This is a genomic window from Demequina silvatica (genome assembly GCF_000971215.1).
Classification (GTDB): Bacteria; Actinomycetota; Actinomycetes; order Actinomycetales; family Demequinaceae; genus Demequina; species Demequina silvatica.
In genome coordinates, this window is record NZ_BBMA01000007.1 from 1 (window position 1) to 23340 (window position 23340).

At 71.9% G+C, this 23340-nt stretch carries 23 protein-coding genes; 19 read left to right on the forward strand and 4 right to left on the reverse strand.

Annotation, left to right across the window (positions count from 1 at the left end):
• Positions 1-23 precede the first annotated feature (23 nt).
• The 4 genes from AOM05_RS14690 to AOM05_RS10570 all read left to right on the forward strand — a co-directional run bounded on the left by AOM05_RS14690 (position 24) and on the right by AOM05_RS10570 (position 2706).
• Positions 24-146 (forward strand): hypothetical protein, encoded by a 123-nt coding sequence (locus AOM05_RS14690; protein WP_267127700.1) that lies wholly within the window; start codon positions 24-26, stop codon positions 144-146.
• 54 nt (positions 147-200) lie between these two features.
• Positions 201-1841, forward strand: a complete 1641-nt coding sequence (locus AOM05_RS10560; RefSeq protein ID WP_062522043.1) for an IS1634 family transposase — start codon at positions 201-203, stop codon at positions 1839-1841.
• A 64-nt stretch (positions 1842-1905) separates the two neighbouring features.
• On the forward strand, positions 1906-2331 hold the full coding sequence (locus AOM05_RS10565) for a tetratricopeptide repeat protein (protein ID WP_082097462.1): 426 nt from the start codon (positions 1906-1908) through the stop codon (positions 2329-2331).
• Positions 2332-2334: 3 nt separating this feature from the next.
• Positions 2335-2706: a YccF domain-containing protein gene (locus AOM05_RS10570; protein ID WP_062522047.1), complete on the forward strand. Its 372-nt coding sequence runs from the start codon at positions 2335-2337 to the stop codon at positions 2704-2706.
• 4 nt (positions 2707-2710) lie between these two features.
• On the opposite strand, the gene AOM05_RS10575 is transcribed toward AOM05_RS10570, so the two are convergent.
• Positions 2711-5398: a DEAD/DEAH box helicase gene (locus AOM05_RS10575; protein WP_228373274.1), complete on the reverse strand. Its 2688-nt coding sequence runs from the start codon at positions 5396-5398 to the stop codon at positions 2711-2713.
• Positions 5328-6998 carry a hypothetical protein gene (locus AOM05_RS14695; RefSeq protein WP_156165155.1) on the reverse strand — a complete coding sequence of 557 codons (1671 nt, stop codon included), beginning with the start codon at positions 6996-6998 and terminating at the stop codon, positions 5328-5330. Before AOM05_RS14695 ends, AOM05_RS10575 begins: the two co-directional genes overlap by 71 nt.
• On the opposite strand from AOM05_RS14695, the gene AOM05_RS14295 reads away from it, so the two are divergent.
• From AOM05_RS14295 to AOM05_RS10620, 10 genes are read left to right on the forward strand one after another with little or no spacing between them, the layout of a single operon-like run.
• Positions 6987-7736 carry a tetratricopeptide repeat protein gene (locus tag AOM05_RS14295; protein WP_156165156.1) on the forward strand — a complete coding sequence of 250 codons (750 nt, stop codon included), beginning with the start codon at positions 6987-6989 and terminating at the stop codon, positions 7734-7736. The two genes, AOM05_RS14695 and AOM05_RS14295, sit on opposite strands and share 12 nt — an antisense overlap.
• Positions 7733-8734: an HAD-IIA family hydrolase gene (locus AOM05_RS10585; protein ID WP_062522051.1), complete on the forward strand. Its 1002-nt coding sequence runs from the start codon at positions 7733-7735 to the stop codon at positions 8732-8734. The genes AOM05_RS14295 and AOM05_RS10585 overlap by 4 nt, the downstream gene beginning before the upstream one ends.
• An 11-nt stretch (positions 8735-8745) precedes the next feature.
• Complete coding sequence (locus tag AOM05_RS14300) at positions 8746-8919, forward strand: hypothetical protein (RefSeq protein WP_156165157.1); 174 nt, start codon at positions 8746-8748, stop codon at positions 8917-8919.
• Positions 8920-8921: 2 nt separating this feature from the next.
• On the forward strand, positions 8922-9728 hold the full coding sequence (locus AOM05_RS10590; protein ID WP_062522053.1) for a TlyA family RNA methyltransferase: 807 nt from the start codon (positions 8922-8924) through the stop codon (positions 9726-9728).
• Positions 9725-10588, forward strand: coding sequence for an NAD kinase (locus AOM05_RS10595; protein WP_062522055.1), 864 nt, complete (start codon positions 9725-9727; stop codon positions 10586-10588). The genes AOM05_RS10590 and AOM05_RS10595 overlap by 4 nt, the downstream gene beginning before the upstream one ends.
• A 1-nt stretch (position 10589) precedes the next feature.
• On the forward strand, positions 10590-12272 hold the full coding sequence (recN, locus tag AOM05_RS10600; RefSeq protein WP_062522057.1) for a DNA repair protein RecN: 1683 nt from the start codon (positions 10590-10592) through the stop codon (positions 12270-12272).
• A gap of 5 nt (positions 12273-12277) precedes the next feature.
• The gene (gene steA / locus AOM05_RS10605; RefSeq protein WP_062522059.1) at positions 12278-13408 is read left to right on the forward strand and encodes a putative cytokinetic ring protein SteA; all 1131 of its coding nucleotides are present in this window, start codon (positions 12278-12280) and stop codon (positions 13406-13408) included.
• Complete coding sequence (locus AOM05_RS10610; protein WP_062522061.1) at positions 13405-14283, forward strand: copper transporter; 879 nt, start codon at positions 13405-13407, stop codon at positions 14281-14283. Before steA ends, AOM05_RS10610 begins: the two co-directional genes overlap by 4 nt.
• Before the next feature lie 38 nt (positions 14284-14321).
• Positions 14322-16010 (forward strand): CTP synthase, encoded by a 1689-nt coding sequence (gene pyrG / locus AOM05_RS10615; RefSeq protein WP_062522063.1) that lies wholly within the window; start codon positions 14322-14324, stop codon positions 16008-16010.
• A complete protein-coding gene (locus AOM05_RS10620; RefSeq protein ID WP_062522065.1) occupies positions 16010-16636 on the forward strand; it encodes an NUDIX domain-containing protein in 627 nt (208 codons plus the stop codon). Before pyrG ends, AOM05_RS10620 begins: the two co-directional genes overlap by 1 nt.
• Before the next feature lie 19 nt (positions 16637-16655).
• Here the strand turns inward: AOM05_RS10620 and ilvA are convergent, their stop codons facing one another.
• Entirely contained in the window at positions 16656-17885 is a 1230-nt protein-coding gene (gene ilvA / locus AOM05_RS10625) for a threonine ammonia-lyase (RefSeq protein WP_062522068.1), read from the reverse strand.
• Entirely contained in the window at positions 17885-18787 is a 903-nt protein-coding gene (locus AOM05_RS10630; RefSeq protein WP_062522070.1) for a COX15/CtaA family protein, read from the reverse strand. The genes ilvA and AOM05_RS10630 overlap by 1 nt, the downstream gene beginning before the upstream one ends.
• Positions 18788-18972: 185 nt before the next feature.
• Here AOM05_RS10630 and AOM05_RS10635 point away from each other — a divergent pair, with 185 nt between their 5' ends.
• The 5 genes from AOM05_RS10635 to sufC are packed head-to-tail and all read left to right on the forward strand — an operon-like array spanning position 18973 to position 23338.
• Positions 18973-19623: a helix-turn-helix transcriptional regulator gene (locus AOM05_RS10635; RefSeq protein WP_082097465.1), complete on the forward strand. Its 651-nt coding sequence runs from the start codon at positions 18973-18975 to the stop codon at positions 19621-19623.
• A 2-nt stretch (positions 19624-19625) separates the two neighbouring features.
• A complete protein-coding gene (gene sufB, locus AOM05_RS10640) occupies positions 19626-21053 on the forward strand; it encodes a Fe-S cluster assembly protein SufB (RefSeq protein WP_062522074.1) in 1428 nt (475 codons plus the stop codon).
• Positions 21050-22237 carry a Fe-S cluster assembly protein SufD gene (gene sufD / locus AOM05_RS10645; RefSeq protein ID WP_062522076.1) on the forward strand — a complete coding sequence of 396 codons (1188 nt, stop codon included), beginning with the start codon at positions 21050-21052 and terminating at the stop codon, positions 22235-22237. Before sufB ends, sufD begins: the two co-directional genes overlap by 4 nt.
• Entirely contained in the window at positions 22230-22586 is a 357-nt protein-coding gene (locus AOM05_RS10650; protein ID WP_062522078.1) for a non-heme iron oxygenase ferredoxin subunit, read from the forward strand. Before sufD ends, AOM05_RS10650 begins: the two co-directional genes overlap by 8 nt.
• Positions 22583-23338, forward strand: coding sequence for a Fe-S cluster assembly ATPase SufC (gene sufC, locus AOM05_RS10655; protein WP_062291949.1), 756 nt, complete (start codon positions 22583-22585; stop codon positions 23336-23338). The genes AOM05_RS10650 and sufC overlap by 4 nt, the downstream gene beginning before the upstream one ends.
• The last annotated feature ends 2 nt before the right edge of the window (positions 23339-23340 follow it).

Genomic DNA, 23340 nt, shown 5'->3' on the forward strand with positions numbered 1-23340 from the left:
TCCCAGGCAGATAGCCTGATGTCATGCGATCCACCGACTGGGAGAGGGACGTCGCCGCGCTCTGGGACGACGTCGACATCGACGACCGCCTGTCTTGGTTCACTCGTGCCACTCGACACACCCCGGAATTGATCTACCTGGGGTGATTGTCGCGCTTAGTGACCGTTCAGGGCACTAAGCGGGGCGTCTATGCTGGGCGGATGGCGTGGGTGAGGCGAGTGCGGACGGCCTCGGGCGCCACTGCGGTGCAGATCATGGAATCCGTCGGCGGTCGGCGCCGGATCGTGCGTCATGTCGGATCCGCGCACGACGAGGTCGAGCTCGGCGTGCTGATGGACACCGCGCACGAGATGCTCACCGACGACGCGCAAGGCCTGCTTGATCTGGGGATGAGCGTGCCGCGGCGGGCGACACCCCTGTCGAAGGCGCCTGGCCCGCGCACCTTGTTTCCCGACACGAGCACCCGGCGCGTGCGCGCGAAGACCGTCAGCCCCGGCGTCGTGCACCGCACCCAGTCCCGCCTGCTCTACGGCGTGCTCGCCGCTGTCTATGACGAGCTCGGCTTCCACGCCGCGGTCGCGGACGAGTGCTTCCGGGATCTCGTGATCGCGCGGATCGTGGAGCCGACATCGCTGCTGGACGTCGACCGGGTCCTGGCGGATCTGGGGAGGGTGTCGGCAAGCCTGTCCACGCGTAAGCGCACCCTCAAGCGGGCCCACTCGGGCCAGTATCGCGATGCGATCGCGACGGCCTGCTACGCCCACGCGTCAACCGTCGGCGACATCAGCTTGGTGCTGTACGACGTGACGACCCTGTACTTCGAAGCTGAGAACGAGGACGCCCTACGCAAGGTCGGGTTCTCGAAGGAACGCCGAGTCGACCCGCAGATCGTCGTCGGCCTCCTCGTCGACCGCAACGGCTTCCCGCTCGAGATTGGCTGCTTCGAGGGCAACAAGGCTGAGACCCTGACGATTCTGCCGATGATCCGCGCCTTCCACGCCCGTCACCAGCTCGCCGGGATGGTCGTGGTCGCCGACGCAGGGATGCTGTCCGCGTCGAACCTGCGCCAGCTCGACGAGGAGGGGCTCAACTTCATCGTCGGGTCCCGCCAGACCCGCGCGCCCTTGGATCTGGAGTCGCACTACCGGTGGCATGGCGACCACTTCGTCGACGGGCAGATCGTCGACACCGTCACGCCCCGCCACCGCGGCACCAAGAACGCGAACGATCCGATGGTGAAGGCCGAGCCCGTGTGGACAGCGACGGATGAGCGCACGTGGCGGGCGGTGTGGGCGTACTCCGCCAAGCCCTTCGCCCGCGACAACCGCACCCTGACCCTGCAGGCTGAGCGTGCCCAGTCGGTGGTCGATGGCGTCAAGGCCGCCCGCGCGCCCCGATTCGTCAAGACCGCTGGAAACAGCCGCTCGCTGGACCACACCGCGCTGGCCCGCGCCCGTCGCGTCGCCGGCCTCAAGGGCTACGTGACGAACATCCCCGCCGCCGTGATGGAAGCCCGCGAGGTGATGTCGAGCTATCACGACCTGTGGCACGTCGAGCAGTCGTTCCGGATGTCCAAGACCGACCTGGCCGCGAGGCCCATGTTCGCCCGCACCCGCGACGCCATCGAGGCGCACCTGACGATCGTGTTCACCGCCTTGGCCGTGTCCCGCACGGTTCAAGACCGCTCGGGCCTGTCGATCCGCAAGGCCCTGCGTCAGCTACGGCCACTGCGGTCCGCGACCATCACCATCAACGGCGCCACCCGCACCTTCGACCCCTTCATCGACGACCCCACCGGCGCCCTCATCACCGCCATCACGACGCCGAGCCCAGGGCACTAAGCGGAATGACCCAACTCAGGTCTGGGACGACGTCGACATCGACGACCGCGCCCGCGTCGAGCAGATGCGCGCGGTGGCGGCATCGGCGCCTCACCCGGCGCTCGGCGCCTTCGAGCTCGGTGGCGCCTACGACTCCGCGGGGTTCGAGGCGGAGGCTGACGCCCAGTACGCCGCGGCGACCGCAGCAGGCCTCGGCGCCGTGGATCCTGCTCGCGCCGCACAGCAGGTGGTGCAGCACGCGTCCACCCTGCGCAATCTCGGTCGCGTCGACGAAGCGATCGCCATGCTGCAGGCCGCTCCGGTGCACCCTGAGACCGGGAGCGCGCCCGCCGTGTTCCTGGCGCTCGCGCTGCACAGTGCGGGACGTCACGACGAGGCGTTGCGCGTCGCGATCGAGGCGATCGAGCCTTCGCTCCCGCGATACCGCCGTTCCGTACGCGCCTATGCCGCGGCGTTGACGGCCTCCCCGCCGACTCGCCGCATACCCTGAGGTATGCGCACTCTTCTCAACATCATCTGGTTCTTCTTCGCCGGCATCGCGCTGTGGGTGTCCTATGCGATCGTCGGGGTGATCGCCTTCATCACGATCATCGGCATTCCCGCGGGCATCGCGTGCTTCCGCATCGCGAACTACGCGATCTGGCCGTTCGGCCGCGAGGTGGTGCGCGACCCCAACGCGGGCGCCTGGACGGTGGTGGGCAACATCCTGTGGATCCCGCTGGGGCTGATCTTGGTGATCGCGCACGTCTTCACTGCGATCACCCTCGCGATCACCATCATCGGCATCCCGATGGCGTGGGCCAACCTCAAGCTGATCCCGATCTCGCTCACCCCGATGGGCCGGATCATCGTCGAGACCCACTAGGGGTTCAGAGCGCCCCTACCGCGAGGACCTCGATCACCACCTCGCCGGCCTCGTCGCTCGCCTCGAGATCCACCGCCGCGACGATGCCCCAGTCGTGGTCGCCTGCCGGGTCGTCGATGACCTGGCGGACTATCCACATGCCGGCAGGGACCTCCGTGTGATCGGTGGCGGCCAGGGCCGCGCGGGCCCGCCCGTCGTCGCCGATCGAGCCGGGCTCGACGAAGGTGAGCAGCGCCGAGGCCCGGGCGTTCGGCCCGATGCCCACCGCATCGTCCCCATGCAGGTCGAACAAGGGCGCGAGCGCGTCCTCCCACGCCTCCGCATCCCAGCCCGCGCCCTTGTCGAGCGTGCCGAGCGCGTCGTAGTCCTCGCGCGCCGCCAGCTCGACCCGCCGGAACATGGCGTTGCGGATGAGGCGGCGCAGGACGCGCGGGTTGCCCGTCACCGGCCGGGCGGGTCCCGCGCCGGCGAGCAGGGGAGCGGCGGGGTCCGCGTCGTCCTCCATGAAGGCTTCGGGGTTGGCGAGCTTCTCCCATTCGTCGAGCAGCGACTGGTCCGTCGACCGCACCAGCTCGCCGAGCCATTCGGTGATCTCCTGGACCTCTTCCGTGCGGTGGTCCTCGGGGACGGTCTGCCGCATGGCTCGGTACGCCTCCGCGAGGTAGCGCAGCGCGATGCCCTCGGTGCGTTCGAGACCGTAGATCGAGACGAGCTCCCCGAAGGTCATCGCGCGCTCGAGCATGTCGCGCACCACGGACTTGGGGGAGAGCTCCGCGCCCATGATCCATGGGTTCGACCGGCGGTACATCGCGAACGCCGGCTCGAGCAGGTCCGCGAGGGGCCGAGGCCAGGTGACCTCCTCGAGCGCCTCGAGTCGCTCCTCGTACTCCATGCCCTCGGCCTTCATCGCGGCGACCGCCTCGCCCCGTGCCTGGAACTGCTGCGCCATCAGGAGCTGACGCGGGTCCGAAAGCGTCGACTCGATGACGGACACCACATCGAGCGCGTGCGACGGCGACTCGACGTTGAGGAGGTCCATCGCGGCCAGCGCGAAGGGGGACAGCGGCTGGTTGAGAGCGAAGTTCCGCGGCACGTCGACCGTGAGGCGGACGGACGGCCGCGAGCCGCGCGGGTGCGTCGGGTCAGGGATCCGCACGCGCTCGACCACGCCCGCCTTGCGCAGGGACCAGTAGATGCGCAGCGCCTGACGCGCGTGCGCCGACCGCTGAGCCGGCGTCTCGTGCACGGCCGCCAGCAGGTCCCTCATCGCGGCCACCGGATCCTGCGCCGCCCGCCCGGCCCGCGCATCGTCCCTCCCACGCGCCAGGATGTTCAGCACCATCGCGTGCGTCACCGCGAAGCTCGAGGTCAGCGGTTCCGGGGCGGCGTCGCGGAGGCGTTCGAAGGTCGCGTCGGTCCAGTTGACGTGCCCGGCGGGTGCCTTCTTGCGGACGATCTTGCGCTGCTTCTTGACGTCGTCGCCGGCCTTGAGGAGCGCCTTGCGGTTCTCGATGACGTGCTCGGGCGCCATCACTAGACACACGCCCTCGGTGTCGTAGCCCGCACGTCCGGCGCGCCCCGCGATCTGATGGAACTCGCGGGCGGTCAGGTGGCGCATGCGCTCGCCGTCGTACTTGACGAGCGACGTGAGCAGCACGGTGCGGATGGGCACGTTGATGCCGACGCCGAGCGTGTCGGTCCCGCACACCACCTTGAGGAGCCCCTGCTGGGTGAGGCGTTCGACGATCCGGCGGTACTTGGGCAGCATGCCCGCGTGGTGGACGCCGACGCCGGCGCGCAGGAACCGGCCGAGGGTCTTGCCGAACCCGGTGCCGAAGCGCACGCCGTCGAGCGCGGCGGCGATCTGGTCGCGTTCCGCGCGCGTCGCGACGTTCATGCTGAGCAGCGACTGGGCGCGCTCGACGGCGTCCTTCTGGGTGAAGTGGACGATGTAGACGGGCGCGAGGCCCGTCTGGACGATGCGCTCGACGACCTCCGGAAGAGGGTCCAGGACGTAGTCGAACGACAGGGGCACGGGGCGCTCGGCGCTCGTGACCTGGGCGACCGCGCGGTCGGAGCGGCGCTGGAGGTCCTCGACCAGCCAGTCGGTGTCCCCGAGCGTCGCGGACATCAGCACGAACTGCGTGCGCGGCAGCTCGAGGAGCGGCACCTGCCAGGCCCAGCCTCGCTGCGGGTCGGAGTAGAAGTGGAACTCGTCCATCACCACGAGCGCGGCATCTGTGGCGTCGCCGTCGCGCAGCGCGAGGTTCGCGAGGATCTCCGCGGTGCAGCAGATGATCGGGGCGTCCGCGTTGACGGCGCTGTCGCCCGTCATCATGCCGACGTTCTCGCTGCCGAACATCTCGATGAGCGCGAAGAACTTCTCCGACACCAGCGCCTTGAGCGGCGCGGTGTAGAAGGTCCGGCCGCCCGTGCCGGCACGATGCGCGGCGAGCGCCGCGAAGTGCGCTCCGGCGGCGACCAGGGACTTGCCCGAGCCGGTCGGTGTCGCGAGGATCACGTGCGACCCGGAGACGATCTCGATGAGCGCCTCGTCCTGGTGTGGATATAATGGAAGGTCCCGTTCCGCCGCCCACGTCGCGAAAGCCTCGTAGAGCGCGTCAGGATCGGGGCCCGCGCCGGGCGCCGTCATCGGCAGGCGGGCGAGCAGGGACAGGTCGGTGGCAGTCATCGTCGCCATTGTCCCGTGTCTTGACCGCTGGAGACGCCGCGACCGCGCGTGATGCAGACTTACTCAGGACGTACTGACCCGGTTCTTCGCGCCCAGCCGCGTAAGAATGGCGGGAGCGTCCACACAATTGGACAGGAGCACCATGAACGACAGGGACGAGCGCGACGAGCGCCGCGCGAGCTACGACTCGCGCCCCGGAATCAACCCGCGCAAGCAGCGCGACGGCGACCGCCGCGACGGCGGTGACCGCCCCCGTCGTTCGAACGATGGTGACCGTCCCCAGCGCTCCTCCGACGACCGTCCGCGTCGTCAGTACGACAACGACCGTCCGCGTCGCTCGTTCGACGGCGACCGCCGCGACGGCGACGACCGTCCGCGTCGCAACTTCGATGGCGACCGGGGACCGCGACGTGACGGTGACCGTCCGCAGCGTTCGTACGACGACCGTCCGCGTCGCTCGTTCGATGGCGACCGTGGTCCGCGTCGTGATGGTGACCGTCAGCAGCGTTCCTACGACGATCGACCGCGTCGCTCGTTCGATGGCGACCGTCCCTCGCGTCCCGCGAACTCGGACCGTCCGCGCCGGAACTTCAACGACGACCGCGGACCGCGCCGTCCCTACGACAACGACCGTCCGCGGCGCGACTTCGACGGCGAGCGCAGCCCGCGCCGCTCGTATGACGAGGACCGCCCGCGGCGCTCGTACGACGACCGTCCTCGCCGTTCCTTCGATGGCGACCGTGGCCCGCGTCGTGATGGCGACCGTTCCCAGCGGTCCTACGACGACCGTCCGCGTCGTGACTTCGACGGTGACCGTCCCCGCCGTTCCTTCGATGGCGACCGCGGTCCGCGTCGCGATGGCGACCGCCCGCAGCGTTCCTATGACGACCGTCCCCGCCGCTCGTTCGACGGTGACCGTCCGTCGCGTCCGGCGAGCTCCGACCGTCCCCGTCGCGACTTCGACGGTGACCGTCCGCGTCGTTCGTTCGATGGCGACCGTGGTCCGCGTCGCGATGGCGACCGTCCCCAGCGGTCGTACGACGACCGTCCGCGTCGCCAGTACGACAGCGACCGTCCGCGCCGCGACTTCGACGGTGACCGTCCGCGTCGTTCGTTCGATGGCGACCGTGGTCCGCGCCGCGATGGCGACCGTCCCCAGCGGTCGTACGACGACCGTCCGCGCCGCCAGTACGACAGCGACCGTCCCCGTCGCGACTTCGACGGAGACCGTCCTCGCCGCTCGTTCGATGGCGACCGCGGCCCGCGCCGTGACGGCGACCGCCCGCAGCGCTCGTATGACGACCGCCCGCGCCGCCAGTACGACAGCGACCGTCCCCGCCGCAGCTTCGATGGCGACCGCGACCGCGACCGCGCCCCGCGCGGCTCCGGTCGCCCCGGCGCGCGTCCCGACCGCGGCGGACGTGCGCGCCCCGAGTCCGAGGAGCGCACCGCCCGCGTCGCCGGCGTGCCGCTGACCAAGTCGCAGATCATCGAGGCCCCCGAGGTCCCCGAGGAGATCACGTACGGTCAGCTCGACCGCGCGGTCCGCGCGCGCCTGCGCACCCTCAGCAAGGACAACGCCGAGGACGTGGGCCGCCACCTCATCATGGCGGGCAACCTGGTCGACACCGATCCCGAGCTCGCCTACCGCCACGCGCAGGTCGCGCTGCAGCGCGGCGGCCGCGTGGACGTGGTCCGCGAGGCCGCAGCGCTCACCGCCTACGCGACGGGCCGCTATGCGGAGGCGCTGCGCGAGTTCCGCACCGTCCGCCGCCTGGGCGGCTCGATCGAGCACCTGCCCCTAATGGCCGACTGCGAGCGTGGCCTGGGCCGTCCCGAGCGCGCCCTCGCGATCGCGGAGGAGCCCGACGCGAAGCAGCTGCCGCAGGAGTCCGCGGTGGAGATGCGGATCGTGGTCGCCGGCGCGCGGCTCGACATGGGCGACGCCGAGGCGGCGCACCTGATCCTCAGCCGCATCGCCGCCCCGAACGACGACCTGAAGGTGCGCGTCGACGAGGCGCTCGTCGCGGTGCTGCGCGCGCTCGGCCGCGATGCCGAGGCCGACGAGCTCGAGGCCTCGATCCCCGAGCCGGTCGACGAGGAGCTCGAGGAGGACATCGTCCTGTACGACACCGCCGAGCTGCCCGACCCCGACCAGGAGCTCGCCGACGAGGACGAGGACGACGACCTCGACGAGGCCGCAGCCTTCGACGCCGAGGACGGCCTGACCGAGGCCGCCGACGACGACGAAGACGACGAGGACGAGGACGAGGACGACGAGTCCGACTCCGACATCGACTTCACGGACGAGGACCACGGCGACGAGGACCGCGCATGACCGCCGGCCTGCTCGGCACCGAGTCCGCGCTCCAGGACGCCTTCGACGTCGCGCTGGTCGACCTCGACGGCGTCGCGTACAAGGGTCCGCACGCGATCCCGTCCGCGCCGCCCGCGCTCGAGGCGGCCCGCGCGGCCGGCATGGGGGTGATGTTCGTGACGAACAACGCCTCCCGCGAGCCGGAGACCGTCGCGGCGCACCTGTCCGAGCTGGGCATCCCGTGCGCCCCGACCGAGGTCATGACCGCCGCGCAGGCGGGCGCCGAGCTGCTCGCGGAGCACGTCCCGGCAGGCGAGCGCGTCCTGGTGGTCGGCGGCGCCGGCCTCTACACTGCGGTCGCGGCCAAGGGCTACGAGATCGTCGAGGACGCGACCGAGCACCCCGTCGCGGTGATCCAGGGCTTCTCGCCCGACCTCGGCTGGCGTCAGCTCGCGGAGGCGACGTACGCGATCAACGCCGGCGCCCGCTTCTTCGCGACCAACCTCGACCTCACCATCCCCAACGAGCGTGGCATCGCCCCCGGCAACGGCTCGCTCGTGGGAGTGGTCCGCACCGCGACCGGCGTGACGCCCCTCGCGGCGGGCAAGCCCGAGCCCGCGATGCTGCGCATGGCGGCACGCAAGGCGGGCGCGGCCCGCCCGCTGATGATCGGCGACCGCCTCGACACCGACCTCAAGGGTGCGCGCGCCGCGGACATCCCGGGCCTCATGGTGCTCACCGGCGTCAACACCGCGCGCGACGCGCTGCTCGCGGTGCCGGGGGAGCGTCCTGCCTTCATCGGCGCCGACCTCTCCACCCTCGCGGACGTGCACCCGGCGCCCCGTCTCGCCGAGCACTGGTGGCACGTGGGCGACGCTCGAGCGCGCGTGACCGAGGGCCGGCTGCTGGTCGACGGCGGCGACACGCTCGACCGCGTCCGCGCCGCGTGCGCGGCCGCGTGGGATGCCGCGGACAACGGTCACAAGTTCGACGTTGAGACCCTCCCGCACTTCGGCTAGCCTCCATTCTCATGGCTGACCTCAACGACGCGCGCGAGTCCCTGGGCCAGGTCGAGTACCCGGCCGAGGTGCGCCAGGCCCTCCAGGCCGTCACCGAGCTCCCCGACGACCTCGACCAGCAGGCCGAGTTCTTCGACAAGGTGCAGGAGGCGCTCTCGACGCGCCTTCGCGACGAGTCGCGCTGAGCATGCGGCTGGACCGCGCGCTCGTCGCGCGCGGCCTGGCTCCGTCGCGCACCCGCGCGCAGGAGCTCATCGCGGCGGGGGCCGTCTCCGTCGACGGCGTGACCGCCGCCAAGGCGGCGCTCGAGGTGAGGGACGATGCGGTGGTCGAGGCCGTCGCGCCCGACCAGTACGTCTCGCGCGCGGCCCACAAGCTCCTCGGGGCCCTCGAGGCGTGCCCGGAGCTCGAGACGGCCGGCCGCATCGCGCTCGACGTCGGCGCCTCCACGGGCGGCTTCACCCAGGTCCTGCTCGAGCGGGGAGCGGCGCGCGTCCACGCCATCGACGTCGGCCACGGCCAGCTGGCGCCCGCCGTCGCCGCGGACGCCCGCGTCGTCGCCCGCGAGGGGCTCAACGCGCGCGAGCTCACCGTCGAGAGCCTGGGCGAGCGGCCCGACCTCGTGGTGGCGGACGTGTCCTTCATCTCGCTCACGCTTCTCGTCGCGCCCATCGTCGCGACCCTCGCCGAGCGCGCGGATCTGCTCCTCATGGTCAAGCCGCAGTTCGAGGTGGGGCGCGAGCGCCTGGGCCGCGGAGGCGTGGTCACCAACCTCGACGACCGCGCGCGTGCGGTGATGTCGGTGGTGCGGTGCATGATGGACGCGGGTCTGGACATCCGTCGCATCGCCCGGTCGACCCTCCCGGGCCCGCACGGCAATGTGGAGTTCTTCGTGTGGGCGTCTCGGGCATGGCAGGCTGGTGGCGGACCCGAGCCGCTGGTAGAACCGCAGGTCAGGGCCGCGATCATCGAGGAGACGGGAGGGACGCCGTGACGCGACGCATCCTCATCGTCACGCACCCGCATCGTCCCGAGGCGGCGGACGCCGCCGCCCTCGCCGCGGAGGCCCTCGCCGCCGACGGCGTCGCCACGTGCACGGACTTCCACGCGGGGGACAAGCCCATCGAGGCCGCGCTGGTGCTCGGCGGGGACGGCACCATCCTCCACGCCGCCGACCTCACGCGCGGCACCGGGATCCCGCTGCTGGGAGTGAACCTGGGCCACGTGGGCTTCCTCGCGGAGTTCGAGCGGGACGACGTCGCGCATGCGGCCCGCCGCCTCGCGGCCGGCGACTACGTGATCGAGGAGCGCGGCACCATCGACGTCGCCGTGACCTCGCCCGACGGCGTGCTGAGCACCGGCTGGGCGCTCAACGACGTCACCGTGGAACGTGCGAACCTCCGCACCACCATCGAGGTCGCGCTCGACATCGACGGCCGTCCGCTGTCGACCTTCGGCTGCGACGGCGTGGTGGTCGCCACCTCGACCGGTTCCACCGCGCACGCCTTCAGCGCGGGCGGGCCCGTGCTGTGGCCCGACGTGGACGCGCTGCTCGTGGTGCCCCTCGCGGCGCACGCGCTGTTCTCGCGCCCGCTCGTGGTGAGCCCGTCCTCCCGGGTCACGGTCGAGATCCTTGACCGGTCCTCGAGCGACGGCCAGGTGGTGCTCGACGGCGCGCGCGCGATCGACCTCGCCCGCGGCGGCCGCGTCGAGGTCACCCGCGGCTCGCAGACCGTGCGGCTCGCCCGCATGTCGGACGCCCCGTTCAGCGAGCGCCTGGTGCAGAAGTTCTCGCTGCCGGTCGACGGCTTCCGCGGCACCCGACCCGTCGCCGGGTGGGGAGCGGGGATCTGACGTGCTCCACGAGCTCGCCATCGAGAACCTGGGCGTGATCGAGTCCGCCCGCGTCGACCTGGGACCCGGCCTCACCTGCGTGACCGGTGAGACAGGCGCGGGCAAGACCATGGTGCTGACCGGCCTGGGTCTCATCACCGGCTCGAAGAGCATCCCCGCGACCGTGCGCACCGGCGCCGAGGCGGCGCTGGCGGAGGCCGTGGTCGACGTCGAGCCCGGCTCCTGGCCCGCCGCCCGCCTCGAGGAGGCGGGCGCGAGCCTCGACGACGACGGCACCGTGATCGTGTCCCGCACGGTGGGCGCCACCACGCGTTCGCGCACCGTCGTGGGCGGCCGCACGGTCCCGCAGGCCGTGCTCGCCGAGGTCGCCGAGCACTGGGTCACCGTCCATGGCCAGAGCGATCAGGCACGCCTGCGCTCGTCGGCGGAGCAGCGCGCGATCCTCGACGGCTTCGCGGGGCACGATGCCCTGGTCGCCTCGTACGCGCGGGCGTGGGAGTCCTGGCGTGAGGCCCGCAGGGAGCTCGAGGCCATGGAGTCCGGCGCCGAGGCGGCGCGGCTCGAGGCGGCACGTATGCGTGACGACCTCGACGCGATCGACGCCGTCGATCCGCAGCCGGGCGAGGACGCGGCGCTCGCCGCTCAGATCGAGGTGCTCGAGCACTCCGAGGCCGTCCGCGCGGGAGTGGCCGGCGCGCGCGAGGCCATCGACGGCGACGCGGAGGTCACCCTGGTGGTGGCGGCCGAGGCGGCACGGCGCGCGCTCGGCGACGCGGCCCGCCACGATCCCGAGCTCGAGGCGCTCGAGTCGAGGCTTGCGGAGGTGGCGTACGGCGCCGCCGACATCGCGCACGAGCTGTCCTCCTACCTCGACCGCATGGACGCCGACCCCGCCCGGCTCGAGACGCTGCAGTCGCGCCGCGCGGACCTCAACGCGCTCATGCGCCGGATCGGCGCGGATCTGGACGGCGTGCTCGCCTACCGCGAGCGTGCCGCGGCCGCGGTTGCGCAGGACGACTCGTGGGACCAGACCCTGGTGGCGCGCCGCGACGCGGAGCGGGACGCGCGCGCCCGCCTCGAGGGGCTGGCGGCGGACCTCACCGCGAGCCGCCGCGCCGCCGCGGACCGGCTGTCCGCCGAGGTCGATTCCGAGCTGGACGGGCTCGCGATGCCGGAAGCCGAGTTCCGCGTCGGGCTGCGCCGGTCCGAGCCCCGCGCGACCGGAGCCGACGACGTCGAGATGACCCTGGCCTCGCACCCGGGCGCCCCGCACCGCCCCGTCGCGCAGGCTGCCTCCGGCGGCGAGCTGTCGCGCATCATGCTCGCGATCGAGGTGGCGCTCGCGCGTCACGCCGTCACGCCCGGCCACACGTTCGTGTTCGACGAGGTCGACGCGGGCGTCGGCGGCAAGGCCGCCATCGCGGTGGGCCGCCGCCTCGCGGAGCTCGCCCGCACCCACCAGGTGCTGGTGGTGACGCACCTCGCGCAGGTCGCCGCGCACGCCGACAGGCACGTGGTGGTGGCCAAGGCCACGGACGGCTCGGTGACCCGCTCCCAGGTGCACGAGGTGGCGGGGGAGGACCGCGTCGAGGAGCTCGCGCGCCTGCTCTCCGGGCACGAGGGATCGAAGACCGCACTCGCCCACGCACGTGAGCTGCTGGAGGCCTCGCGCGTGGCACCATAGCGGCCATGACCGCCGCCACCACCGCCATCTCCGGCCCCGCGCGGGTCGACTCGTCGCCGCTCGCGCTGGCGCGGCGTCTCCAGCCCGGCGACGTGGCGATCGTGGATGCGCTGGACCTCGACAAGCGCGCCGCCGCGGCCCTCGCGGCACGCCGGCCCGCGGCCGTCATCAACGCGCAGGCCTGCATCTCGGGCCGCCTCCCGACCACCGGCGCGCTGGTGCTGCTCGAGGCCGGCATCCCGGTGGTGGAGTCCGCCGGCCAGGACGTGCTCGCGTTCCGCGACGGCGCCCAGGTCACCGTCGAGGGCGACAGCGTCGCCGGGGCGGGACGCGTGGCCGCGGACGGCACGCGGCTCACCCTCGAGGATGTCGAGCACCGCATCCGCGTCGCCGACCAGGACCTCCACGTCCACGTCGCCTCCTTCACCGCGACCGCGCTCGACCTTCTGGGCCGTGACGCGGAGCTGCTGCTCGACGGGATCGGGCTGCCCGAGCTCCGCCTCCCCGTCGACGGGCGTCCCGTCATCGTGGTGACGCCCCGCTTCTCCGGAGACGACGAGACGCTCGCCCGCCTCGCCCGCGAGCGGCGGCCCATCGTGATCGGCGTCGCCGAGGGCGCGGACGCCGCGCGCGCCGCGGGGCTCAACCCGCGCATCGTCCTCGGGGACATCGACGCCGTGGGGGAGGACGTGCTGCGCCGCGCCGCCCAGGTGATCGTCCACGACCCGGCCGGCCGCGACGCGGGCCTCGCCCGCGCCCAGGCGATCGGGCTCAGCCACGACGACTGCGACGCGAGCCTCGCGAGCGAGGACGTCGCGCTGCTCGCGGCGCACGCGGCCGGGGCGTCCGTGGTGATCGTCGCGGGCGGCCGCGACGGGCTGCTCGACTACGTGGAGGACCGCTCGACTGCGGGCGCCGGTGCGCTGCTGTCGCGCCTGGTCGCGAGCGGATCGGTCGTCGACGCGGCAGTCCTGCCCGCCGTCTACCGTCATCGCTACAGCGCGTGGACCGCGTGGGGGGCGCTCGGCCTGGCGGCCGCGGCGCTGCTGCTCGCCGCGTGGGGAACGCCCGAGGGGCACGACGCGCTGGCCGGGGCATGGACCTGGCTCGCCGACACGGTGGGGGGCGGGGCATGAGCGACGGCCGCACCCGGCTGGTGTCCGCGGCCGCCGGCGTGGCGGTGCTCGCGATCGGCGTGGTGCTCGGCTCCGGGCCGCTGCGCGCGGCGTTGCTGGGAGAGACCGGCGATCGCCTCGACCAGCTCGAGGGCGACATCGCGGTGGCCCAGGAGTCCGCGGAGGCCGCCGAGGAGCGCGCGTCCACGTCGAGCGCGTACGTCGACGCGACCGCACCGACGCTGCTCATCGGGCTGCTGCCCGAGACCCAGGTGGTGGTGGTCGCCGCGCCCGGCGCGCCCGCCGAGGCGCTCGAGGCCGTCGAGGGTCGGCTGCCGCTGGCCGGCGCCGTCACCGCAGGCTCGGTGGCGCTGGGCGACGGCTGGGACGAGGACTCCACCTCGGAGTTCCGCGGCGCCCTCGCGGACCAGGTGGCGCCCTCGCTCGTGGGCGTCGACGCGGTCGAGACCGGGGAGCTGCTCGCGCACGCGTTCGTGCAGGGCGCCACCGGCGCCGCGCCCACCGGCGCGGACCCGACCGAGGTCGGAGCGGCCGGCACGGACCGCGGCGCGGTCCTCTGGGACCTGCTTGAGCAGGCCGACCTCGCGACCGGCGTGCCCGCCACCGCCGCGGACGCGATCATCCTGGTGGCCGGACGCGAGGAGGCGACCGCGTCCCTCGCGGCCGCCTTCGCGGCCTACGACGCCCCCGTCACCGTGGTCGGCTCGCCCGCCGCCATCCAGGGAGAGACCAGGCGCGATGATGTGGCGACCGTCGCATCGTCCGACTGGATCCTGGGGTCCGTGACGGCCGTCGCGACCGTGTCCGAGACCCTCACCGGGGTGCTCCCGCACTACCGCGACGGAGAGGTTCCTGCGGTTCTGGGCGTTTCCTGAGACGCACCCGGGACTCACGGCTGTTAGAGTTGAAGCCCGTGGAGCGAACGCGATTCTCGTCCGGTACGGACCATGTCACCCGTCAGATCTTTGTCACCGGAGGCGTCGTGTCCTCCCTCGGGAAGGGCCTGACGGCATCCAGCCTCGGCCGCCTTCTCCGGTCGCGCGGACTGCGCGTCACCATGCAGAAGCTCGATCCCTACCTCAACGTGGACCCGGGCACCATGAACCCGTTCCAGCACGGCGAGGTGTTCGTCACGGATGACGGCGCGGAGACCGACCTCGACATCGGCCACTACGAGCGCTTCCTCGACGTGGAGCTGTCCGCCGCGTCGAACGTCACCACCGGCCAGGTGTACTCGCAGGTGATCGCCAAGGAGCGCCGCGGCGAGTACCTGGGCGACACCGTGCAGGTCATCCCGCACATCACGGACGAGATCAAGCGCCGCATGCGCCAGCAGGCCGGCCCGAACGTCGACGTCATCATCACCGAGATCGGCGGCACGGTGGGCGACATCGAGTCGCAGCCGTTCCTCGAGGCCGCCCGTCAGGTGCGCCACGACGTGGGCCGTGACAACGTCTTCTTCCTGCACGTCTCGCTGGTGCCGTACATCGGCCCGTCGGGCGAGCAGAAGACCAAGCCCACGCAGCACTCGGTGGCCGCGCTGCGCTCGATCGGCATCCAGCCCGACGCGCTGGTGCTGCGGTCGGACCGCGAGGTGCCCACCTCGGTCAAGAACAAGGTCGCGCTCATGTGCGACGTCGAGCCCGCCGCCGTGGTCAACGCGATCGACGCGCCCAGCATCTACGACATCCCCAAGGTGCTCCACGCCGAGGGCCTCGACGCGTACGTGGTGCGCCGCCTCGACCTGCCGTTCCACGACGTCGAGTGGGGCGCCTGGAACGACGTCCTCAAGCGGGTGCACAAGCCCGCCAAGGACGTCGAGATCGCACTGGTCGGCAAGTACATCGACCTGCCCGACGCCTACCTGTCGGTGACCGAGGCGCTGCGCGCCGGCGGCTTCCACCACAACACCCGCGTCCGCATCCGCTGGGTCGCCTCCGACCGCTGCCAGACCCCGCAGGGCGCCCAGGAGGCGCTGGGCGGCGTCGACGGCGTGCTGGTGCCCGGCGGCTTCGGCGTGCGTGGCGTGGACGGCAAGATCGGCGCGCTGCGCTGGGCCCGCGAGAACCAGGTCCCCACGCTCGGCATCTGCCTGGGCCTGCAGACCATGGTGATGGAGTACGCGCGCAACGTGCTGGGCCTCGAGGGCGCGTCCTCGTCGGAGTTCGACCCCGACACGCAGCACCCCGTGGTCGCGACCATGGAGGAGCAGCTCGAGATCGTCGAGGGCAAGGGCGACCTGGGCGGCACCATGCGCCTGGGCGAGTACCCCGCGCTGCTCAAGGAGGGCTCCGTGGTGGCCGCCACCTACGGCGCCACCACCGTGGGCGAGCGTCACCGCCACCGCTACGAGGTGAACAACGCGTACCGCGCGCAGCTCGAGGAGGCCGGCCTGGTGGTGTCGGGCGAGAGCCCCGACCGCTCGCTCGTCGAGTTCGTCGAGCTCCCGCGCGAGGCGCACCCGTACTACGTCTCCACGCAGGCGCACCCCGAGTTCCTGTCGCGTCCGACCAAGGCGCACCCGCTGTTCGCCGGCCTCATCGGCGCGGCGATCGAGCGCCAGGAGGGCGCCACGGCCCCGGCGGACGCCGCGACCGTCTGATGATCGAGGACGTCCCCGGCGCGCGGCCGGTCGTCGAGACGCGCCTGGCCTTCGAGGGCAAGGTGTGGAACGTGCGATCGGACCGCGTCGACCTGGGGGAGTCCGGTCAGGTCCAGCGCGACTACATCCATCACACCGGCGCGGTCGGCGTGATGGCGCTCAACGAGGCGGGCGAGGTGTTCCTGGTCCGGCAGTACCGTCATCCGGTGCGCGCCGAGACGTGGGAGCCCCCCGCCGGCCTGCTCGACCTGCGCGACGAGCCGCCGGTCGAGGCCGCCGCGCGCGAGCTGTTCGAGGAGGCGGACCTGCGGGCCGCCCGCTGGGACACGCTGGTCGACTTCATGACCTCGCCGGGAGGGTCCTCGGAGGGCATCCGCATGTTCCTCGCGCGCGACCTCACCGCGGTGCCCGAGGCCGAGCGCTTCGAGCGCCACGAGGAGGAGCGCGACATGGAGGGCCGCTGGGTCCCCCTCGCGGACATCCTCGCGTCCATCTGGGCCGGCACGGCGCAGAGCCCGTCGCTCGTGGTGGGCGCGCTGGCGCTCGACGCGGCGTTGCGGTCCGATGGTGCGACCCTCCGCCCGGCCGACGCGCCCTGGCGACGTCCGCCGTCGCTGCTCGACTGAGGCGCGGCCGGGCCGCGCGTCAGCCCGCGACCTGCGGCGCGAACCCCGCGCCGCGCAGCGCCTCGAGCACCTGCTCCTGATGGTTCGGGCCGCGCGTCTCGACGCTCACCTGCAGCACCACGTCGTTGAGCGTGAGCCCCAGGTCGTGGCGCGTGTGCAGCACCTCGATCACATTCGCGCCCACGTGCGCGAGCAGCTCCGAGACGCGCGCGAGCTGGCCGGGACGGTCGGGGAGCGGGATGCGCAGCGTCATGTAGCGCCCCGACGCCACCAGGCCGTGCGCGACGATGCGCTGCAGCAGCAGGGGATCGATGTTGCCGCCCGAGACCAGCGCCACGGTGGGCCCGGTCGCCTCGATGAGGCCCGCCTGGATCGCGGCCACGGGTGCCGCGCCCGCGGGCTCGACCACCAGCTTGGTGCGCTCGAGGAGGGTGAGCACGGCGCGCGCGAGGTGGTCCTCGTCGACCGTCACCACCGCGTCCACCAGCTCCTGCACCAGGGGGAACGTGTGCTCGCCGGGGCGGACCACCGCGATTCCGTCCGCGATGGTGCCGCCGCGCTCGATGGTGACGGGACGGCCCGCCGCGAGCGACGGGGGGAACGATGCGGTGGCCGAGGCCTGCACACCGACCACCTTCACCTGGCGTCCGGCCGCAGCGGCGCGCGCCTTCGCGGCGACGGCCACGCCGGCGATGAGACCGCCGCCGCCGACGGGCACGATGATGGTCGCGGCGTCGGGGACCTCGTCGAGGATCTCGAGCCCGATGGTGCCCTGGCCCGCGATCACGTCGGGGTGGTCGAACGGGTGGATCATCACGGCGCCGGTGCGCGCGGCGTGCTCGGCGGCGAGCACCAGGCACTCCTCGACGGTCGCGCCGTCCGTCACCACCGTCGCGCCGTAGCCCTTGGTCGCGAGGAGCTTGGGCACGGGCGCGCCCAGCGGCATGAAGATGGTCGCGTCGACGCCCAGCTGCTGCGCGGCGAACGCGACGCCCTGCGCGTGGTTGCCCGCCGAGGCCGCGACCACGCCGCGCGCACGCTCCTCGGGGGTGAGCCGCGACAGCCGGTACGTGGCGCCGCGCAGCTTGAACGACCCGGTGCGCTGGAGGTTCTCCAGCTTCATGTACGTGGGGACGCCCAGCAGCTCGGTCAGGTAGGACGCGTGGTCCACCGGGGTGCGCTGCGCCACGCCCGCGAGGACCCGCGCCGCGTCCTCGACGTGGCTGAGCGTGACCTCGCGCGCGCTCATCAGGCCGCCGTGTCGCGCGCCGTGAGGCGGAAGAACGCCGAGTGGGCCGCGGTGAGCACCGCCGCGCCGAAGAGGTGGAAGCCCACGATCAGCGCGGGCAGCCCGGTGAAGTACTGGACGTAGCCGATCGCGCCCTGCGCGAGCGTCACGCCGGCGAGCACCCAGAAGGACAGCCGCGCCTCGTCGCGGTCGCCCGCGCTCACGTCGCGGCGGATGCGCCAGCCGATCCACACCAGCAGCGCGCAGAACGCCCACACGGTGAGGGCGTGCGCCTTCGCGACACCCACGGGGTCGAGCGCGAGGCGCTCCGTGGCCTCCGCGTCTCCCGAGTGCGGTCCGGCGCCGGTGGTGAGCGCGCCGAGCACGAGCAGGACCACGAGCAGCCCCGCGGACACCCATCGCTCGACCGCGAGGGAGCCGCCCACGCGGCCGCGCGCACCGCGGTAGCGCAACGCGAAGCGCACCGAGTACCAGACCAGCGCGAGGCTCAGAAGCATGTGGGGCGCGACCACCAGGGGATGGAGCTCGACCAGCACCGTGATGCCGCCCAGCACGGCCTGTGCGATGACGCCCAGCGCGGGGACCAGGCCCCACCACTTGAGCTCGGGACGCGTGCGCCACACCGCGATCGCCATGGCGACGGCCACGATGAGCAGGAGGCCGGTGAGCGTCCGGTTCCCGAACTCGATGAACGGGTGGATCGACGTCGCGTCGTGGCGCGTGGGCGTGAACTGTCCGGGCTCGCACTGCGGCCACGTCGAGCAGCCCAGGCCGGACCCGGTGAGGCGCACCGCGCCGCCGGTGACGATGATGCCCGCCTGCGTCGCGATGTTGGCCAGGGTGAGGCCCCGCGCAATGCGGTAGCCCAGGGTGGACCGGGTCAGTTCGGTGGTGCTCGACACCCGACAATCGTAGGGCCGCCGCGGGCACAGAACGGCCCGCCGACGCGTTGTGGACAAGGGTGACCGCCGCATCGTCCCGAGGTAAGGCTCGCCTTGCTTGCGCCCTTCTTTTTAATGAACCAAAATGTTTGTAAATACGTCGCAGCCGCTGTCGGCTGCGCGAGATGCGGACGAGAGGACCACGGATGACCGCCGACACCACGCGCGATCGTGTGCTCAGCCTCATCGCCACCGCGGGTCCCATCACCGCGGCGGCCCTCGCGACGGAGCTCGGCGTCACGCCCGCGGGCGTGCGCCGTCACCTGTCCTCGCTGGAGGACTCCGGCTACATCGTCGACCACGAGCCTCCGGGCATCCACACGCGCGGTCGGGGACGTCCCGCGCGGTCGTTCGTCGCGACCAACGAGGGCCAGCGCGCCCTCGCGACCGCGTACCAGGCCGTCGCCGTCGACGCGATGACGGCGCTGCGCGACTCCGGCGGCCTTGAGGCGTTCGTCGAGGCGAAGGCCAAGGAGCTCGAGGACGCGGTCGCGTCCGCCGTCGACCCGGCCGCCCCCATGGCGACCAAGGTCCAGGACCTCGCCGCGGCGCTCGGGGACCGTGGCTTCGCCGCGTCCGTGCGTCCCGGCCCCGGCGGCATCACCGTCCAGCTGTGCCAGGGGCATTGCCCCGTCCAGTCCATCGCGGAGAAGACCCCCGAGTGGTGCGAGGCCGAGGCCCGCGCGTTCTCGAGGATCCTCGACGTGCACGTGCAGCGGCTGTCGACCCTCGCGGGCGGCGCGCATGTCTGCACCACCACGATCCCGCTCGCCACCCCCACCCGTAAGGAAGGATGAGCATGAGTGCTCCGACCGAGCCCATGACGCAGGACGAGGCCATCGCCTCGATCGGCAACTACCAGTTCGGATGGCACGACTCGGATGAGGCCGGCGCGCTTGCCAGGCGCGGCCTCAACGAGGACGTCGTCCGTCAGATCTCGGCGCTGAAGAACGAGCCCGAGTGGATGCTGGAGACGCGTCTCAAGGGCCTGAAGCTGTTCGGCAAGAAGCCGCTTCCGCACTGGGGCTCCGACCTCACCGGCATCGACTTCGACAACATCAAGTACTTCGTGCGGTCCACGGAGAAGCAGGCGACCTCCTGGGAGGAGCTGCCCGAGGACATCAAGAACACGTACGACAAGCTCGGCATCCCGGAGGCGGAGAAGCAGCGCCTCGTCGCGGGCGTCGCCGCGCAGTACGAATCCGAGGTGGTGTACCACCAGATCCGTGAGGACCTCGAGCAGCAGGGCGTCATCTTCGTCGACACCGACACGGGCCTGCGCGACTACCCGGAGCTGTTCGAGGAGTACTTCGGCACCGTCATCCCCACCGGCGACAACAAGTTCGCGGCGCTCAACACGGCCGTGTGGTCGGGCGGCTCGTTCGTGTACGTCCCGCCGGGCGTCCACGTGGAGATCCCGCTCCAGGCCTACTTCCGCATCAACACGGAGAACATGGGCCAGTTCGAGCGCACGCTGATCATCGCGGACGAGGGCTCGTACGTGCACTACGTCGAGGGCTGCACCGCGCCGGTGTACTCGTCCGACTCGCTGCACTCGGCCGTGGTCGAGATCATCGTGAAGAAGAACGCCCGCGTGCGCTACACGACCATCCAGAACTGGTCGAACAACGTGTACAACCTGGTCACCAAGCGTGCGACCGCGGCCGAGGGCGCCACCATGGAGTGGGTCGACGGCAACATCGGCTCGAAGGTCACCATGAAGTACCCGGCGATCTTCATGCTCGGCGAGCACGCGCGCGGCGAGACCCTGTCGATCGCGTTCGCCGGCGAGGGCCAGCACCAGGACGCGGGCGCCAAGATGGTGCACGCCGCCCCCAACACCTCGTCCTCGATCATCTCGAAGTCCGTCGCCCGTGGCGGCGGCCGCACCTCGTACCGCGGCCTGGTCCAGGTCCTCGAGGGCGCGAAGAACTCGAAGTCGAACGTGCTGTGCGACGCGCTGCTCGTCGACCAGATCTCGCGGTCCGACACCTACCCGTACGTCGACGTCCGCGAGGACGACGTCCACATGGGTCACGAGGCCTCGGTCTCGAAGGTGTCCGAGGACCAGCTGTTCTACCTCATGTCCCGAGGCCTCGAGGAGTCGGAGGCCATGGCCATGATCGTGCGCGGGTTCGTCGAGCCCATCGCGCGCGAGCTGCCCATGGAGTACGCACTCGAGCTCAACCGCCTCATCGAGCTCCAGATGGAAGGATCCGTCGGTTGACCGTCACCGATCACACCCAGGCCACCGCAGACGCCGCGCACTCGCACGGCATCATCCCCGACAAGTCCCGCGCGGACCGCGTCGTCTCCTTCGACGCCGACGTGTTCCCCGTGCCCACGGGGCGTGAGGAGAACTGGCGCTTCTCGCCGGTGCGCGACCTCAAGTCGATCTTCGCGGACGAGCCGGCCGACGGCCACCTCGAGTGGACCACGTCGGAGCTTCCGGCGGGCGTCACGCTCGCCGAGGTTCCGGAGGACGATGCGCGGGCCCGGACCGTGCGCGAGCCCGGCGACCGCGCGTCCGCCCTGGCGGTCAAGCACTCGGGCGGCGCGATGGCGCTGACGATCGCGGCGAACACCGTGGTCGAGGAGCCCATCACCATCGACCTGCGCGGCACGGGCGGCGACGTCCGCGGCCACCTGCTGGTCGAGATCGGCCAGAGCGCCGAGGCGACCGTGGTGATCACCCGCACGGGCACCGCGCGCTACTCCGAGCTGGTCTCGGTGGACCTGCGCGACAACGCCGGCCTCAACCTGGTGCTCCTGCAGCAGTGGGACGAGGACGCGATCCACGCCGGCGAGGTGGTGGCCCGTCTGGGCCGCGACTCGCGCCTGCGCGGCACCGTCGTCACGCTCGGCGGCAAGGTGGTCCGCCTCAACACCTCGGCCGCGTTCGCGGGCGAGGGCGCGTCCGTGGACCTGTTCGGCCTGTACTTCGCGGACTCGGGTCAGCACCAGGAGCACCAGCTCTTCGTCGACCACGCGGTCCCCAAGTGCACGTCGCGCGTCACCTACAAGGGCGCGCTCGCCGGCAAGACGGCCCACTCCGTGTGGATCGGCGACGTCCTCATCCGCGCCGCGGCGGAGGGCACCGACACGTACGAGCTCAACCGCAACCTGGTCCTCACGGACGGCGCGCGCGCGGACTCGGTCCCCAACCTGGAGATCGAGACCGGCGAGATCGAGGGTGCGGGACACGCGTCCGCGACCGGCCGCTTCGACGAGGAGCAGATGTTCTACCTGCGCTCGCGCGGCATCTCCGAGGACCAGGCCCGCAAGCTGGTGGTCCGCGGCTTCTTCGCGGACCTCGTCCACGAGATCGGCGTGCCGGCGGTGGAGAAGTCGCTGATGAAGCAGATCGACCTCGAGATCGCGCACGTGGAGGAGGAGCTCGAGCATGAGTGAGCAGCTCGCCTGCCTGGTGAGCGACCTCCAGCCCGGCTCCGCGATGCTCGCCGAGCTCACGGTCGCGGACGGCTCCGACATCCCGATCGCCATCGTGCGCTCGGATGACGGCGACTTCTACGCGATCGACGACCTCTGCACCCACGGCGCGGTGTCGCTCTCGGAGGGCGACGTCGAGGGCTGTCACGTCGAGTGCTGGGCCCACGGCTCGCGCTTCGACGTCCGTACCGGTGAGCCCGACGAGCTGCCCGCCATCACCCCCGTGAAGACCTACCCGACCCGAGTCGACGGCGAGCGCGTGCTCGTGGACGTCGACGCCCCCAAGAATTCCGTCAAGGAGAACGCATGAGCACCCTGGAGATCCGCAACCTCCACGTCACCGTCGAGACCCCCGAGGGGACCAAGGAGATCCTCAAGGGCGTCGACCTCACCATCAACTCGGGTGAGACCCACGCCATCATGGGCCCCAACGGCTCCGGCAAGTCGACGCTGGCCTACTCGATCGCCGGCCACCCCAAGTACACGATCACCGAGGGCTCCGTCACGCTCGACGGCGAGGACGTCCTCGAGATGTCCGTGGACGAGCGCGCCAAGGCGGGCCTGTTCCTCGCGATGCAGTACCCGGTCGAGGTCCCCGGCGTGTCCGTGTCCAACTTCCTGCGCACCGCGAAGACCGCGATCGACGGCGAGGCCCCCAAGCTCCGCACGTGGGTCAAGGACGTCAAGGGCGCCATGGAGAACCTCCGGATGGACCCCGCGTTCGGTGAGCGCGGCGTCAACGAGGGCTTCTCCGGCGGCGAGAAGAAGCGCCACGAGATCCTCCAGATGGAGCTCCTCCAGCCGAAGATCTCGATCCTCGACGAGACCGACTCGGGCCTCGACGTCGACGCGCTCCGCATCGTGTCCGAGGGCGTCAACCGCGCCAAGGACACCACGGGCCTCGGCATCATGCTCATCACGCACTACACGCGGATCCTGCGCTACATCAAGCCGGACTTCGTGCACGTGTTCGTGGCCGGCCGCGTGGCCGAGCAGGGCGGCCCCGAGCTCGCCGAGCGCCTCGAGGCCGAGGGCTACGACCGCTACCTGGCGTCTGCCTGAGC

Coding starts and splice junctions, on each gene's coding strand:
- AOM05_RS14690 (WP_267127700.1), top strand. CDS start 24: ATGCGATCCACCGACTGGGAGAGGGACGTCGCCGCGCTCTGGGACGAC.
- AOM05_RS10560 (WP_062522043.1), top strand. CDS start 201: ATGGCGTGGGTGAGGCGAGTGCGGACGGCCTCGGGCGCCACTGCGGTG.
- AOM05_RS10565 (WP_082097462.1), top strand. CDS start 1,906: ATGCGCGCGGTGGCGGCATCGGCGCCTCACCCGGCGCTCGGCGCCTTC.
- AOM05_RS10570 (WP_062522047.1), top strand. CDS start 2,335: ATGCGCACTCTTCTCAACATCATCTGGTTCTTCTTCGCCGGCATCGCG.
- AOM05_RS10575 (WP_228373274.1), bottom strand. CDS start 5,398: ATGACTGCCACCGACCTGTCCCTGCTCGCCCGCCTGCCGATGACGGCG.
- AOM05_RS10585 (WP_062522051.1), top strand. CDS start 7,733: ATGACCGCCGGCCTGCTCGGCACCGAGTCCGCGCTCCAGGACGCCTTC.
- AOM05_RS14300 (WP_156165157.1), top strand. CDS start 8,746: ATGGCTGACCTCAACGACGCGCGCGAGTCCCTGGGCCAGGTCGAGTAC.
- AOM05_RS10590 (WP_062522053.1), top strand. CDS start 8,922: ATGCGGCTGGACCGCGCGCTCGTCGCGCGCGGCCTGGCTCCGTCGCGC.
- steA (WP_062522059.1), top strand. CDS start 12,278: ATGACCGCCGCCACCACCGCCATCTCCGGCCCCGCGCGGGTCGACTCG.
- AOM05_RS10610 (WP_062522061.1), top strand. CDS start 13,405: ATGAGCGACGGCCGCACCCGGCTGGTGTCCGCGGCCGCCGGCGTGGCG.
- AOM05_RS10620 (WP_062522065.1), top strand. CDS start 16,010: ATGATCGAGGACGTCCCCGGCGCGCGGCCGGTCGTCGAGACGCGCCTG.
- ilvA (WP_062522068.1), bottom strand. CDS start 17,885: ATGAGCGCGCGCGAGGTCACGCTCAGCCACGTCGAGGACGCGGCGCGG.
- AOM05_RS10635 (WP_082097465.1), top strand. CDS start 18,973: ATGACCGCCGACACCACGCGCGATCGTGTGCTCAGCCTCATCGCCACC.
- sufB (WP_062522074.1), top strand. CDS start 19,626: ATGAGTGCTCCGACCGAGCCCATGACGCAGGACGAGGCCATCGCCTCG.
- AOM05_RS10650 (WP_062522078.1), top strand. CDS start 22,230: ATGAGTGAGCAGCTCGCCTGCCTGGTGAGCGACCTCCAGCCCGGCTCC.
- sufC (WP_062291949.1), top strand. CDS start 22,583: ATGAGCACCCTGGAGATCCGCAACCTCCACGTCACCGTCGAGACCCCC.